Source organism: Pantoea sp. X-Soil-ISGK-355, assembly GCF_059730805.1.
On sequence record NZ_AP035971.1, the window covers coordinates 408,326 to 422,969 of the forward strand.

The following is a 14,644-nucleotide window of genomic DNA, read 5'->3' on the forward strand; positions in this document are numbered from 1 at the left end:
TGTGTACGCAGTATAACTGTCGATTCCGGGGAAATAATGAGCCTCAAAGGCAATCCATTGTTGAATCAAAGTAGAGAATCCCGCACCTCCACCGATGACTTAGCCTTCTTTGTTCGCCTGGCCGCGCTGGACAGTCTGACCGCGGCGGCGCGTGAACTGGGCCTGTCGCTGGCGGCGGTCAGCAAGCGTCTGAGCCAGCTGGAGCAACGGCTTGGCGTGCAGCTACTGCGCCGCACCACGCGACGGCTGGAGTTGACGCCGGAAGGCCGTCGTTATCTGGCAGGTGCGCGCCCGTTGCTGGATCAGCTGGTGGCGCTGGAAGAGGCGGTCAGCGGTGAAACGGCTCAGTTGCGCGGCACACTTAACATCAATGCCTCATTTGGTTTTGGTCGTCGGCACATTGCGCCCTGCGTCTCTGCCTTTGCCGCACTGCATCCGCAGCTCTCGCTATCGCTGTCGCTCAGCAGCCAGCCGCTTAATTTTCTGGATGCGCACATGGACATTGATATCCGCGTCGGTGAACCGCCCGACTCGCGGCTGGTAGCGCGTAAACTGCGCACCAATCCGCGCATCCTCTGCTGCTCACCCGCCTATGCTGCCCGTCACGGCCTGCCCGCTACGGTGCGCGATCTGGCGCAGCACAACTGCATTTTACTGCGTCAGCACGACAGCGATTTTACGTTATGGCGGCTGACCAGCGGCGAACAGAGCATCAGCCAGAAAGTGCGCGGCAGCCTGATTACCAACGATGGTGAAGTGGCGATGCGGCTGGCGATGGATGGGCATGGCATTCTGCTGCGCTCCTGGTGGGACGCGCAGCACAGTCTGGCGACAGGCGAACTGTTGCAGGTGCTACCCGACTGGCAGGCCCCTGATGGCGATATTTTTGCGGTCTGGCAGGCGCAGCGCCAGCTTCCGGCGCGCATCACCGCGTTTGTAGCGTTTCTGCAGAAAAATCTGCAATCTGTTGAAAAACAGTGATTTTATATGGATGGGCGGGCCTGAAAAAGCATCTGCGGACAAGTAGCATACCGCATTAAACTGATTCGGTCGTTTCAGACTGACGCTGCGTTTACAGTCTTTTTTCTGATGCGTATGATTTTCATTCATTTTTCTTCCCTGCCTGTCCTCTGCGTTGCGGCCAGCCGGGAGAGCAGGTCGATAGGGGAGTCAAGCATGAAAGCGTTGTTCAGCCCGCATAAAAAGGCACTCGCACTGGTGATGGTCACCACCTTCAGCCTGGCGGCGTGCCAGACCGCGGTGAAAAAAGTGGATGGTGGCGCCGTAGTGATGCAGCCCTCCAGCCCCGATAACCTGATTGAGCGCGAGCTGGGTGAAGGGTTGTATGAGATGGCGTACCTGCCCGCCAGGAATGCGCTCTATGTTGCCAGTGCGCCGGAAGGCAACGATATCAGTGGCGGCATGATCTACCGTCTTGATGGCACCACGCTGCAGAGCACCGGGACGGGGCATTTCGACCTGAAAAACTTTGGGCTGATTAGCGAGCCGGACGGCAGCGCACTCTACGCCACCAACTCACTGGATGGCGGCATCGCTAAGATCGATCCGAAGAACGGAAAGGTGCTGAAACGCCTGATGTTTGACGATAAAAACGAGAAAGGGTTACCGGTTGGCACGCGTGAAATCTTTCTGCATGACGGGCTGCTCTATGTCGGCGGCACAGGCGATCCGGGTGTAATCTGGGTGGTCGATGCCAAAACGCTGACCCTGAAAACCCGGATTAAAAATGCCGGCAAGTGGGTCACAGGCATTATCTTCTCGCCGGTCAGCGACCGGATTTACGCGGCGAACGGCAGCGGTGAAATCCTGGTAATCAATCCGCGTAATCACAAGATCGAACAGCGTCTGACAGCCGGTGACGGGCAGAATTATCTTTTCCTGAACATGGCCGAAGATCCGGCGACAGGACGCCTGTTTGTCACGGATAATTCCAAGGCGAAAATCACCCTGGTGTTTGATGAGCGCAGCGGCAAGGTGATTAAGCGTCTTGATGTGGGTGATTCGATGGGGATTAAGTTTAACGGCAAGCGCAATGAGATTTATATCAGCCAGCGCGAGTCGAAGAAGGTGCTGCAACTGGATGGCACGACCTATGAAGTGAAAAACAGCTGGTCATTTGATCGTCACCCTGACAGCCTGCTGGTCTCACCCGACGGGCAGACGCTCTATGTCACCACCAGGCCTGACTTTAATCAGCATTACAGCAGCAAAGAGCGGGACGGCGTAGCACGTATTCAGCTGAATTAAGTTAATAAATGGCGGCCGCAGGCCGTCTTAATGATTTTATCTGATTTTCAATTTCAATTTTTGCTTTTAATTATTAGTAAAAATGTTTCTTGTCTTTTTGCATAAACCTATTTCACGGGTTGGGGAACGGTTTTTGATATTCATTCTGGGGTTAATGTTGTCAAAAGATTAACTATATAACCAGGTGGCTGGATTTTTTATTATTATCATTCCAATGTTATTCCGGTTTTTTTGATTATTCCATAATATCTGGAAAGTGATTTTATTATATTTATATTTTTCCAGAAAATGGATTTTTTTACTATTTTTTTTAGCCTTCTGCTGCTGTATTGTTCCAGTAAATGAATTTTACATTTACTGAAATAAAAGGGCTTATAAATTAACATTAAATAGCCGGAGTGAAAATAATGAGAAAGCTAAAGGAATACGAGATTAGTGTCGTAAGCGGTGGCGCTCCAGCGACGGCCGATGAGGTTAACGCTTTTTTTGAAGGTATTGTCTGGGGTGCACTGGATGGATTAGCAACCGGTGTTACTGTCGGTGGAAGCGCAAGCCGTGATGCAGTATTCGGCATTATTGCACAGGGAGTCGGAGCGATATTAGGTGGCATTATTGGCCCAATAGCGGGCGCGATTATGGGCGCAATGGTTGGCAGAGACGCAGTCGCAGCGTATGCGGCTGACTTCAGAAAGCAATACGCCAGCTAACTGCAAGCGTTGCGTCATACCCTCTTCATTAAAAATATTTTTTTTAATGAAGTTTATTAACAGTGTTATTTTTAAATAAAAGGAACTTTATCATGCGTGAATTATCTTTGATCGAAATGGAAACCGTAAGCGGCGGTGCATTAGTGACTACTCTGGCTGACGCTGCGGAAGGTGCGGTCTGGGGTATCATTGAAGGTCTGGCTACAGGCGTAACAGTCGGCGGCAGTGCCAGCCGTAGCGCCGTGTTCGGTCCTATCGCTCAGGGCGTTGGTGCTATTCTGGGCGGCATTATCGGTCCGGTTGTAGGTGCCGTGATGGGTGCGCTGTGGGGTAAGGACACTGTGGCCGCCTACGCAGCTGACTTCCGTCAGAATTACGGCACCAACGGCAGCACAGCTATCGTTTAATATTTTCTGAACAAAACATGATCTGAGTTGTACGATAGCGCTATTATCTATCCATAATGTTAGCGATGGATTTTTACTAACGTTTTTGAAAATAAAATCAGGGACGATATTCGAATACTCAGAGAGTTTAATCAAATCCGTAACGTTTCGACGTTGCGGATTTTTTTGTGCAGTTATCTCAGTAACCTGTTGGCGAATGAGAATTTAAGCCGCACCTTAATGGCTACGGCTTACTGTTCTCACAGTCATGACATGCTATGACTGTTCTACACCCTGGACCAGCACCACACGGTATTCTGCACCTTTCAGGCGATGCTGTTTCGCTTCCTGATATTCCGGGCTGTCATACCAGCCGTGCGCTGCTTCAGCCGTCGGAAACTCCAGCACGACTACGCCGTCCGCTTCCGGTCCTTCCAGCGTCTCAAGCTGTCCATAAAACGCCAGCGGCGTAATGGGATGGTCGCCGCGCGCTTTGCCCGCTTTCTCGCCGTAAATAGCGAATTCCTCAGGGTTAGTAATTTTGTCGCGAATAAAGATGACATATGCGCTCATTGTGGGCTCCTTTACGCCTGGCGTTTATCTTCAGTGTTAATGTCAAAATCGGCTGCATCATGACGCTCATGCAGTTGATCGGCCGGGTCACCCATAACGCGGTTAACCTTGCGGCCGCGGATGACGGCAGGACGCTGTGCGATCTCTTTCGCCCAGCGCACCACGTTTTTATAGGACTGCACATCCAGGAATTCGGCAGCGCCATACTGATCGTTGAGCACCATGTTGCCGTACCATGGCCAGGTGGCGATGTCGGCGATAGTGTAGTCATCACCGGCCAGATAGCGGTTATCGGCCAGTCGACGATCCAGCACGTCAAACTGGCGCTTCGCTTCCAGGGTGAAGCGGTTGATGGCGTACTCAATTTTTTCTGGCGCGTAGTGATAGAAATGGCCGAAACCACCCCCAAGGTAAGGCGCTGAGCCCTGCAGCCAGAACAGCCAGTTCAGCGTTTCAGTGCGGCCAGCGATATCTTTCGGCAGGAAGTAACCATATTTCTCTGCCAGATAGAGCAGGATATTACCTGATTCAAATACCCGAATCGGCGGTGTTGCTGAGTGGTCGCTCAGCGCCGGGATTTTTGAGTTCGGGTTCACGTCGACAAAACCACTTGAGAACTGGTCGCCGTCGCCGATACGGATCAGCCAGGCATCATACTCGGCATCGTTGACGTTAAGCGCCAGCAGCTCTTCCAGCAAAATGGTGACTTTCTGGCCGTTAGGCGTGCCGAGCGAATAGAGCTGCAGAGGGTGTTTGCCGACCGGCAACGCTTTTTCATGGGTGGGACCAGCGAACGGACGATTAGTTTTAGCGCCGTTACCTTTGGCTTCAGGGTCCCAGGTCCAGACTTTTGCGGGCTGATATGCATTTTCCGACATAATGAAAGTTCGCCTTGTGATGTGATATTGGTCTGGAGTGTAGCAGGTGCTGCGAAGGCGGTTTAACTCTGCTGGCTGCGCGAGGGCGTGTTGTGACGGGCCGATGTCAGGCGGGGAGCGGCCCAGGGGAAAAGTGATCAAAAGTGTGTCAGACGGGGCGATGTTTGTCCTGCGCGGACATCACCGTGCAGCCAGCAACGACTGCACGGCAGGCAGGTTTACAGCAGTTCGCGCTCAATCAGTTCGCGGGTTTCAATCGCCTGCACCTTCATCTTTTCCGGGTAACCAAACAGTGACGCCGCGATAATCGGTTCACCACCGACTTTATGGCTGCGGGTAGCAAAACCGGTGTCGCGCAGGGTTTTAAACAGGGTATCGAAGTCGACTTCACCTTCGCCAACGCCAACGTGCTGGTGAATAGTGGCATCCACGCCTGGCGGGTTAACGATATAGCGACAGTGTTTCGTATGGTTCATGGTGTCGGCGATCAGCATGTGGGACAGATCGGCACCCGCATACTCCAGCATCGGTTTCACATCGCCTTTGCCTTTGTCATAGAAGAAGGTGTGCGGCGCGCTGTAGATATACTTCACGTTATCGCTGCGGAACGACTTCACGATATCCACGGTTTCATTGTTCTCTTCACAGAAATCCCACGGGTGGGCCTGAATTTCGATGCGGATACCTTCACGTTCGATAATCGGCAGCAACTCTTCCATTGAGCGATAGAACATCTCTTCACAGATTTCCGGCTCGTTAGGCGTGCCGGAGAGTTCGGTGTTAATGACCTGCACACCCATCTCAACCGCAATCTCAATCATCCGCTTCCAGTTCTTCACCGCCGCCTGACGGCGTAGCTCATCCGGGCCGGACCAACGATAGACCACGATAAAAGAAGAGATTTCCAGCCCGGTGGCGCTCAATGCATTCTTATACTCGGTGATAATTTCACGGCTGGCTTTGGGATGTTTATAAAACGGGTTGATCTGCGGATGCGGCGACTGTTCGATATATTTGTAGCCCCAGTCGGCCACCTGATGAACCATACGGGTGATACCTAAATCTTTAATCACATCCACATCAAAAGCGATTTTCATCTTTCTGCTCCAGGCACGTTAAGGTTGCTGTTCTTCATTGAAGGTCACGCCAATCTGCTGCCTGACGTTATCCATCGTGGCCAGGGTGATGATCGCCTGGTCAAGCGAATGGACAGGCGAATCGATCAGGCTCTGGCCGATACACCAGGCGAAGTGGTTAATCTCATGACAGAGTTGTTCATAGCGGTTAGTGGGTTCCTGCCATTGCAGGCGGTGACGCCGGTCGCTGGAGGTCAGGGTAAAGTCACCGGGCGCATAGAACTGGCCTGCCAGCTCCAGGGTGGCGTCACGACCGGCGATCACGGCGCCGCCCGGCGTATTGCTGAACAGGGTAGTATTCAGCACCGACTGCATGCCGTGCTGATGGGTAAACAGCATCGACGTCTGACCGTTGACGCGGCCATCCGGGACGGGCTGACCACGGGCGACGATCGTGTCAGGTGCACTGCCGCCAACAAATACGCTAAGCGCCACCAGATAACTGCCGAGATCGAGCATCGGACCGCCCGCCAGATCGGCATTGAAGATGCGGTGATCCGGGGTGAAAAACTCACCGTGATCGGCAATCAGGGTGTGGACGTCACCGAGTACGCCATCCGCCAGCAGCTGACGAATGACGTCATACTTCGGTGCAAAGTTGCACCACATCGCCTCCATACAGAGCCGGTTCGCGGCCGCAGCGGCCTGTTTAAGCTGAATCGCCTGCTGCGCATTCAGCGCCAGCGGTTTTTCGATCAGCAGATGCTTTCCGGCGGCAATCGCGCGCAGGCCATCGGGAAAATGGTGGTTGTGGGGTGTCGCGATATAAACCGCATCCACATCATCCCGTGCCAGCATCGCATTGAGGTCGCCTGTGGCATGGCCGATTGACCATTTGTCAGCAAAGGCCTGTGCTTTTGCCGGGTCGCGCGCAGCCACCGCCGTGATCTGCTGGTGGGTATGCTGGTGCAGCGCATGGGCAAAATGGTCGGCGATCCAACCTGGCCCGATAATGCCCCAGCGCAGTTGCGGAACCTGGCGGGCATCGGTTGTGCGTGGAGCCGGAAGCGTTGATGGGAACATTACTTTTCCTTTTTTACGTGCAGGCTGGGGGGCTCAGGTCTCCACTATAAAAAGCTCACCGTCACCGCTCTAACCTTTTAATGATGTGATCCCATCAACCGGATCGGTCGGATCGGTTCGGGATTTTTACCCTTTTTAGCAAATGAACGTTTTAAAGAGAATGCGAAAAGAAATGAATGTTTCATTTTGAGAGAAAGATCAAAGTTAGCTCTGATTTTCTATCAAATAAATGAGAGGAAATGGCCCTGTCGCGATAAGGTAGTGCTGTTTTAAACAACAGAACATAAAGACGTAGCCGTTAGTTAATGGGAACAGGAAAAGCAGGAGAAGGGTGATGTCAAAAGTGACGATGACGGCCATTGCGCAGGCGGCGGGCGTGGGTGTGGCGACGGTAGACAGGGTGCTGAACCGCCGAGCGCCGGTACGCAGTGTGACCGAGCAGAAGGTGCTGGCTGCGGCCCGTGAACTGGGCTATCGCCTGACCCAGGCGCACAGCCAGACCACCGCGCCACTGGCTGCAGCCGCACTCCGCGTGAGCTTTATCCTGCTGCCTGCCCGCTATTCGTTTTATCAGCAGCTGGGCGAGGCGCTGAAGCAGCAGCTCAGGGCGCAGCAGCCACAGGGTAGCGAACCTGAATTCTGCTGGCATGATATTCACGAGGTTGAAGCCGTCGCGCATTCCTTGCGTCAGCTGGCACAGCGCAGTGATGTGATTGCGCTGGTGGCGCTGGATCACCCGCTGATCCGTCACGCAATCCAGGATGTTTCACGGCTGGGCGTGCGGGTTTACGCGCTGTTCTCCGATTTCTCGCCCTGTGACCATGCCGGATTTATTGGCATCGATAATCAGAAAGCAGGACGCACTGCGGCCTGGATGGCACATCATCTGCTGCGTGAGCCGGGATGTGTCGGTGTGCTGCTGGGCGACCACCGTTTCACCTGCCAGGAGAGCAGCGAAATCAGTTTCCGCTCCTACCTGCGCGAGTCGGGCATCAGTCAGCGGGTACTGGAACCGTTAAAAACGCATGAGTCGGGTGAAGGAGGCTATCAGGCGACCCGGCAACTGCTGGAAGCCCACGACGATCTGGTCATGATTTATGCGCCCTGCGGCGGCATAGAGGGCGTGATACAGGCGCTGCGTGAGAGCGGTCGCACGCAGATTGATTTGCTGTGCCACGGCCCGCTGCCTGGCGATGAACTGGCGCTGATTGACGGCACCATCACGCTGATGGTGCGGCACCGTATTGATGCGATGGCGGAGGCGGTGATCGCTACCTGTCTCAGCAGCCGGAGGGATCAGCCTGACCATTTTGCACAGGTGACCGTACCATTTGAGATCGTAACGCTTGAAAACCTGTAGAAATAACAGGTTAGCTATTATTTGATAGTAATCTATCATTTAACGGGATTTTTAAACGCGATCTCTATCAAAAAATGAAACTTTCATTGTTGTCTGAGATGAAATTTTTATTTGATACTGCCAGCAGTTTTCACTGCACAGGCAGATATCATGACCTTTCATATTGCGAATGCCCCCTGTAGCTGGGGCGTGGATGATCCCGCTAATCCCTTTCTGCCGCCGTGGCAGAAAGTCCTGACCGAAGCCGCGCAGGCCGGCTATCCCAGTATTGAACTCGGTCCCTGGGGCTATCTGCCAACCGATGCCGCCGAATTGACCCGGCAGCTTAATGCACATCAGCTTTCTCTGGTGGCAGGCACGATTTTCGATGATTTAGTCAGTGAGGCACATTTTCCTGCGCTGGTAACGCTGACCCACGATCTGTGCCGCACGCTGTCCAGCGTACCAGTCGCGACTAAAACGCCCGGTGCCTGCGCGCCTTATCTGGTGATCATTGATTTCGGCAATCCGGAGCGGGCGAAATATGCCGGTCAGTCTGAAAAAGCACCACGGCTTTCCGCTGACGACTGGCAGCGCATGATGCAGCACATCACCATTCTTAGTGAGATCGCCTGGCAGGAGTATGGCGTGCGGCCAGTGATCCATCCGCATGCGGGTGGCTGCATTGAGTTTGCCGATGAGCTGGCACAGCTGGTCTCTGACATTCCGCATGAGGTTGCAGGTTTGTGCCTGGATACCGGCCATCTCTATTACGCCGGGATGGATCCGGTCGCGTCGCTGGAGCAGTACTGGTCGCGCATTGATTACCTCCACTTTAAAGACGTTAACCCACGGGTCTGGCGTGATGCACTCTCACGCGGACTCGACTTTTTCACTGCTTGCGCGCAGGGGGTGATGTGTCCGCTGGGGCAGGGCGCAATCGACTATCCGGCCGTGCGCAGCTTGCTGACTGAACGTCATTATCAGGGCTGGATCACCATCGAGCAGGAGCGCGATCCGCGTCATGCCGACACCAGCCTGCAGGATGTGAAAGCCAGCCTGGACTATCTCCGATCAACAGGATTCTGAGGACAACAGCATGATTAACGGTAAAAAAGCAGTTAACCGCTCGCTGCGCTGGGGCATGATCGGTGGCGGCGGCACCAGTCAGATTGGCTATATTCATCGTTCGGCGGCGCAGCGTGACGGCAATTTTGCATTGCTGGCGGGGGCATTTGATATCGACGTGGCGCGCGGCCGCGAGTTTGGTCAGGCACTGGGTGTGGCACCTGAACGCTGCTATTCCGACTACGCCAGCCTGTTCGCCGAAGAAGCTGGGCGTGAAGATGGCATTGAGGCGGTGTCGATCGCCACGCCTAACAATACCCATTTCGCCATCTGCCGTGCGGCGCTGAATGCCGGGCTGCATGTGGTGTGCGAGAAGCCGCTCTGTTTTACGGTCGAAGAGGCCGATGAGCTGGAGCAGCTTAGCCGGGAGAAGCAGAAGATTGTCGGCGTCACTTACGGCTATGCCGGGCATCAGCTGATTCATCAGGCCAGAGAGATGATCGCTGAAGGCATACTGGGTGAGATCCGCATTGTAAATATGCAGTTTGCTCACGGCTTCCATAATGAGGCGGTGGAGTTGCAGAGTGAAAGCACCCGCTGGCGGGTCGATCCGCGCTTTGTCGGCCCGAGCTACGTGTTAGGCGATCTGGCAACACATCCGCTGTTTATCGCCGAAACGATGTTGCCGAAGCTGAAGGTGACGCGTCTGCTCTGTTCGCGCCAGAGTTTTGTCGCCTCGCGTGCGCCGCTGGAGGATAACGCCTTTGTGATGATGGAGTATGATAACGGCGCGGTGGGTACGCTCTGGGCCTCGGCGGTGAATGCGGGTTCCATGCACGGACAGAAGATTCGCGTGGTCGGATCGAAAGCCAGTCTGGAGTGGTGGGATGAGCAGCCAAACCAGCTGCGTTACGAAGTGCAGGGCGAGCCGGTTCGCATTCTGGAGCGCGGCATGGGTTATCTCAGCCCGCGCGCGCTGGAAGAGGATCGCATTGGCGGAGGCCATACCGAAGGGTTATTTGAAGCCTGGTCGAATCTCTATCGCCGCTTCGCGCTGGCGATGGATGCCACCGATCGCCGTGACACCGCCTTCCTGGAGGATTTCTGGTATCCCGATGTGCATGCCGGATTAGCGGGCGTGCGCTGGGTGGCGCAGTGCGTGAAATCAGCGGATGCCGGGGCGGTGTGGGTGGAAGGGTAAGGGCGTGATAAACAAAACCTCAACCCGCCAGAGACGGGTTGAGGAAAGCGGCGTCATCTGTGAGTACACCGCACTGCCGCTGACATTTTAATTATCACCCGTTGAAAAGGGCCGTAACAGGCAGGACAAAAAACATCCTGACCAGATAATTGCATCCACACGACATTATCAACTTTTTATCCCGGATGCATCAGCCTGTAAAGCGGGACGCCAGGCAGACCTGCTCCTGATTACGTCAGGCAATACTGTGCGGGACTAAGCTATGCGTAGCGTTGAAGCGATAAAGCTAAGCGAGCTATGCTGAACAGACTGCAACACATTCTCAATGCTGCTGATCGTTCCGCCGGCAATCATATTTCGTGAGTCTTTTCCGTCTACCGTAATGATGTTGTCACGGTAAACTGTGACGTTATTGCCTTCGTCGCGAATAACAGAACTGATTTCATCTGCATATTTCCCGCCCAGTTGCAGAGCGGCTCCCTGACGACTTTGATAAGGAAGCGGTGCCTGCCATTGACCCGAAGAAATAAGGTACGTTGACTCAAATGAATTGACGCCGCTTGCTGCTGAGCTCAGGCAACTGATTCCGCTAATACGTGGGTTAATTTCCAGAAGATAAAGGCTGTTTTCCGTAACACTAAAATCGACGCAGCAGACACCATTGAACCCCAGGTGATTTAATAGGAGAATCAGTTTTGTCTGGACCTCACCGGTTAACTGTTTGCTGAAAAGACCAGGATGACAAACGCGTATCGTATCAAAATCAGAGCGAACTCCCAGTGAACTCTGGCCGGTATAACAGGGAGGCTGGAAAAAGTAATTCCCCGGCGTACCAGCAATTTCTATGCAACCAAGCGCACCATCAATAAAGGACTCAATTAAAATATTCTTGCGCTGATTCTGACTCAGCGTCTTGATCAGCTGGTCTTTGTTACTGATTATCTCAATACCATGCCCCATACAATCCCACAGAGGTTTCAGAATGACGGGAAAAGCAATATGGCTGACCAGTTCCTGCTCAAGTTTGTCTCTGCAGCCCGGTTTTAAAAGCTCGCCATGTGTAAATTCTCGGTCCAGAAGTTCCCAGCGCGGCGTAGGAAGGGCGAATTGCTCAAAAAGCATTTTGGTTGCTCTTTTATCGGCGAGCTTATATACAGCATTAATTGGGCCAGGGACCGCGCTGACGCCTTCTGACAAAGTGATGTCTTCAATGGTCCTTTCATTGGGAATAGACCAGGAAATAACATGGCTGACGTAAGCCGGTTGACGCTCACTTTGGGCATCGTCAATTGCGGCATCAGGCCCCATCGGAGACGAAAAGTGAGGCTGATCTTTGAGCAGCAGTCTTGAATCACTGTGCCTGCTTTTGATCGTTTCCCATGCCATTTCGAGAAAAGGTGATGCCTGGCTTATATCCAGCGAGCGGATGCAGAGTACGGGAAAATCACTCATACGATAGAGACCCTGGTGCTTTGTGAAAATTCATCCATAGCCAAAAGTATTGACTGCTCAGAATCAGCGGTAAAAATGGCCCATCCCAGACGTTCAATATTTGTTGAGCCCGGTTTTACCGGTGAATTTTCACTAACGGTAGAGCGGGTTTCAATGACGGATGCATTTTCCAGCCTGGAAGGAATTTCAAGCTGCTTTAAAACGCCTTCGGCGTCAGGCCGGACAAACTGAATGGCACAATAGCGTTTAGGCACGGCAGGTTTAAAGTCACTATCCAGCATACCGACGGCCTGGCGGGCATAGATTTCAAGCGGGTCCTGATCGGTGGAAAGGGCGACAAGGCGAGGAATATAGTCACCTGCTGGCCGTGAACAGCTCTCAATAACGCGTGGCTTTCCTTCTTTGTCTAATTTGATTTCGGTATGGCTTATGCCATTCGTGATGCCCAGGGCAATAACCGCCTGAGTGGCAACGTTCAGAATCTCATCGCGTAAGGCGTCAGGAACAGGCGCCGGGAAAATGTGTCCGGTTTCTGCACGAGCTTTGCCGGGCGTGGTGAACTTCATTGTCACACCCCAGGGCGCATATCGACCTGAGACGGAAAGGCCTTCAACACTAAACTCCTGTCCGGGAATATATTCCTGAACCAGAATTTCTTTGCTGAAAGGAATACCGTGTGGATATTCATGTGTCCATTGTGATGCGTCTTTACATGCCTGAGGAAACTCGTTGCACTCCATCAGCACTGAAACGCCAAAGGAGGCTGCATTTTCAGCCGGTTTGACCACCAGAGGAAACGCCAGCTCTTCCAGAGGAAGCTGATGCACATCATCCTTGTCGGTTAATACCGCCAGCAGTGCCGGTAACGGACACTCTGCCTTCGACAGCGTGCGGTACATGTCATATTTGTTTCTTCTGGCTCTGGAAAGCGAGGCATCCGGACCGCAAAGATCGAGCCTTTGTGCGACTTCTGCTGCGATATCTGTCAGGAACTCCCAGGCGACAACTACCCCGGAAACGCCTTTCTTCTTCGCTTCGCTGACCAGCGTCTCAATGGCCAGCTGGCGCACTGAAAAGTCCAGAAAAATGAGGTCATCAATCATGCCTGAGACTTCTTGCAGCATGGAGTCATAGACTTCTTCTGTTGTGGCGACGACTGAATGATAACCCAGTGCGCGTATTGCCTTAAGAAGCAGCTCTCCTCCCATACCGATCGGCTCAATAACCAGTATGCTTTTATTTCCATTAATAGTTGTATTCATTAACTCCTCCTTTTAAATTTTTGAATCCCAGACTAAAAGTGACTGCGGTCAGTAAGAGCAGTACTATCCAGGTGGAATGCGTATTCATATCCAGCAGCCAGCCAAAAATTGCCGGAGACAACGTCATTCCTGCCGACCAGGTCATCTGGAAGGCAGCCATGTAATTTCCATTATTTACTTCCGGGGCTAGTTTTATACTTAGCATGTTAACCGACGGCGTAGATAACATTTCTGCAAGGCTGTAAATAAGCATCGCAACAATTAACAGCCCACCAGTAACTATCTGGTTATTTAAAGTTATGCTGGCACACCAGAAAATAATGAATGAAAGAATATTCAGGTAATAAGCGTGTTTTATGTTCTGGACGGGATCGTTCTCTTTTGTCCATGATGCAATATGGGTGCTGATTAGCGCCACAATGGCCGTGTTTAAAATGACCAGTCCGCCTGAGAAAAAAGCAGGAAGGCCAAGTTGTTTGGTTGCATAAATAACAATTACGAGCGGAATAACCATTGCAGCAATGACTAAGCCAAAGTTGACAATCAGAAGCTGGCGATAGCTGGGATCGCTCAACACTTTTCTAATATTATGACTTTCTGCTTTTTTGTGGCTATTCTTTACCGTCTGCACGGCTACAGGATGCCACATCAAAAGTGCCAGGCAGGATAGAAAGTAAAGTGATGCCGACGCAATAATAATAAAATGCAGACTGCTGTCAGAATCAACAGAAAAAGCCAGTGAAGTAAAGATGGTGCCCAGTCCCAGACCAATATTCCTGATAGACGCAATAAGTCCGAACCAGGTTTGAGTCCCTTTCCCACCTGAAGCCAGTGAAACCAGCCCTCGGTTGCTCGTCCAGAAAATATGAGATCCTGCCTGGGTAAAAAACTGCGTCAGCATTATGGTAAAAGGGTCTCTGGCGAAAAGACACATGACAAAACCCGCGCCGCTGATAAAATCGCCCCATATCGACAGTTTTTTAGGACCGAGTCTGTCCAGTAACCTTCCTATCAGGACAGGTACTAAAGAGGAAAGGGCACGGCCTGTGGCAATAGCTACGCCTATTATTGAGAGCGTAAGCGTTGTCGTTCTGTCAAAGTAGATCATCATAAACGCCATGATCAATCCACCACCCGTTGCATTTAATATTGTCGATGCAACAAATAGTCTGGAACGTTTTATGTTTGGCACTGATATTTTTAATGTGGTTTTCACGCAGAGACCTTTAAAACTAAGTGATTAGACTGCTATTTACCGGGTTCTTCATCGAGGTAAATGCCTGATAAAATTCATCTGAAATCGTGCTGACTGCTGCCAATGTTTCCTGGGATTTCCATTTCCTGCTAAGAT

14 protein-coding genes are annotated in these 14,644 nt (G+C 52.4%); 7 read left to right on the forward strand and 7 right to left on the reverse strand.

Annotated elements, in window-relative coordinates; all coding sequences use genetic code 11:
- Positions 1–36: 36 nt before the first annotated feature.
- From AC6I8J_RS01770 to AC6I8J_RS01785, 4 genes are all read left to right on the forward strand, one after another.
- Positions 37–981 (forward strand): LysR family transcriptional regulator, encoded by a 945-nt coding sequence (locus tag AC6I8J_RS01770; protein ID WP_161736371.1) that lies wholly within the window; start codon positions 37–39, stop codon positions 979–981.
- A 195-nt stretch (positions 982–1,176) separates the two neighbouring features.
- Positions 1,177–2,268 carry a YncE family protein gene (locus AC6I8J_RS01775; protein WP_260059074.1) on the forward strand — a complete coding sequence of 364 codons (1,092 nt, stop codon included), beginning with the start codon at positions 1,177–1,179 and terminating at the stop codon, positions 2,266–2,268.
- 407 nt (positions 2,269–2,675) lie between these two features.
- Positions 2,676–2,975, forward strand: coding sequence for a DUF5862 family protein (locus tag AC6I8J_RS01780; RefSeq protein WP_161736373.1), 300 nt, complete (start codon positions 2,676–2,678; stop codon positions 2,973–2,975).
- Between the two features lie 92 nt (positions 2,976–3,067).
- Entirely contained in the window at positions 3,068–3,382 is a 315-nt protein-coding gene (locus AC6I8J_RS01785) for a DUF5862 family protein (RefSeq protein WP_161736374.1), read from the forward strand.
- A gap of 255 nt (positions 3,383–3,637) precedes the next feature.
- Here the strand turns inward: AC6I8J_RS01785 and AC6I8J_RS01790 are convergent, their stop codons facing one another.
- The 4 genes from AC6I8J_RS01790 to AC6I8J_RS01805 all read right to left on the reverse strand — a co-directional run bounded on the left by AC6I8J_RS01790 (position 3,638) and on the right by AC6I8J_RS01805 (position 6,971).
- Positions 3,638–3,934 (reverse strand): DUF1330 domain-containing protein, encoded by a 297-nt coding sequence (locus tag AC6I8J_RS01790; protein ID WP_161736375.1) that lies wholly within the window; start codon positions 3,932–3,934, stop codon positions 3,638–3,640.
- Positions 3,935–3,945: 11 nt separating this feature from the next.
- Positions 3,946–4,812 carry a glutathione-dependent disulfide-bond oxidoreductase gene (gene yghU / locus AC6I8J_RS01795; RefSeq protein ID WP_260059071.1) on the reverse strand — a complete coding sequence of 289 codons (867 nt, stop codon included), beginning with the start codon at positions 4,810–4,812 and terminating at the stop codon, positions 3,946–3,948.
- Between the two features lie 218 nt (positions 4,813–5,030).
- Positions 5,031–5,909 (reverse strand): sugar phosphate isomerase/epimerase family protein, encoded by an 879-nt coding sequence (locus AC6I8J_RS01800; protein ID WP_497825023.1) that lies wholly within the window; start codon positions 5,907–5,909, stop codon positions 5,031–5,033.
- Between the two features lie 18 nt (positions 5,910–5,927).
- A complete protein-coding gene (locus tag AC6I8J_RS01805) occupies positions 5,928–6,971 on the reverse strand; it encodes a Gfo/Idh/MocA family protein (RefSeq protein ID WP_497825024.1) in 1,044 nt (347 codons plus the stop codon).
- Between the two features lie 334 nt (positions 6,972–7,305).
- On the opposite strand from AC6I8J_RS01805, the gene AC6I8J_RS01810 reads away from it, so the two are divergent.
- From AC6I8J_RS01810 to AC6I8J_RS01820, 3 genes are all read left to right on the forward strand, one after another.
- Entirely contained in the window at positions 7,306–8,331 is a 1,026-nt protein-coding gene (locus AC6I8J_RS01810) for a LacI family DNA-binding transcriptional regulator (RefSeq protein WP_253420807.1), read from the forward strand.
- Between the two features lie 150 nt (positions 8,332–8,481).
- A complete protein-coding gene (locus AC6I8J_RS01815) occupies positions 8,482–9,399 on the forward strand; it encodes a TIM barrel protein (RefSeq protein WP_497825025.1) in 918 nt (305 codons plus the stop codon).
- Between the two features lie 10 nt (positions 9,400–9,409).
- Complete coding sequence (locus AC6I8J_RS01820) at positions 9,410–10,579, forward strand: Gfo/Idh/MocA family protein (RefSeq protein WP_497825026.1); 1,170 nt, start codon at positions 9,410–9,412, stop codon at positions 10,577–10,579.
- 255 nt (positions 10,580–10,834) lie between these two features.
- Here AC6I8J_RS01820 and AC6I8J_RS01825 read toward each other — a convergent pair whose 3' ends face one another.
- The 3 genes from AC6I8J_RS01825 to AC6I8J_RS01835 are packed head-to-tail and all read right to left on the reverse strand — an operon-like array spanning position 10,835 to position 14,509.
- Complete coding sequence (locus AC6I8J_RS01825; RefSeq protein ID WP_497825027.1) at positions 10,835–12,031, reverse strand: ATP-binding protein; 1,197 nt, start codon at positions 12,029–12,031, stop codon at positions 10,835–10,837.
- A complete protein-coding gene (locus tag AC6I8J_RS01830; RefSeq protein ID WP_140922733.1) occupies positions 12,028–13,293 on the reverse strand; it encodes an ATP-grasp domain-containing protein in 1,266 nt (421 codons plus the stop codon). Before AC6I8J_RS01830 ends, AC6I8J_RS01825 begins: the two co-directional genes overlap by 4 nt.
- On the reverse strand, positions 13,277–14,509 hold the full coding sequence (locus tag AC6I8J_RS01835; protein ID WP_161731755.1) for an MFS transporter: 1,233 nt from the start codon (positions 14,507–14,509) through the stop codon (positions 13,277–13,279). Before AC6I8J_RS01835 ends, AC6I8J_RS01830 begins: the two co-directional genes overlap by 17 nt.
- Positions 14,510–14,644: the final 135 nt, after the last annotated feature.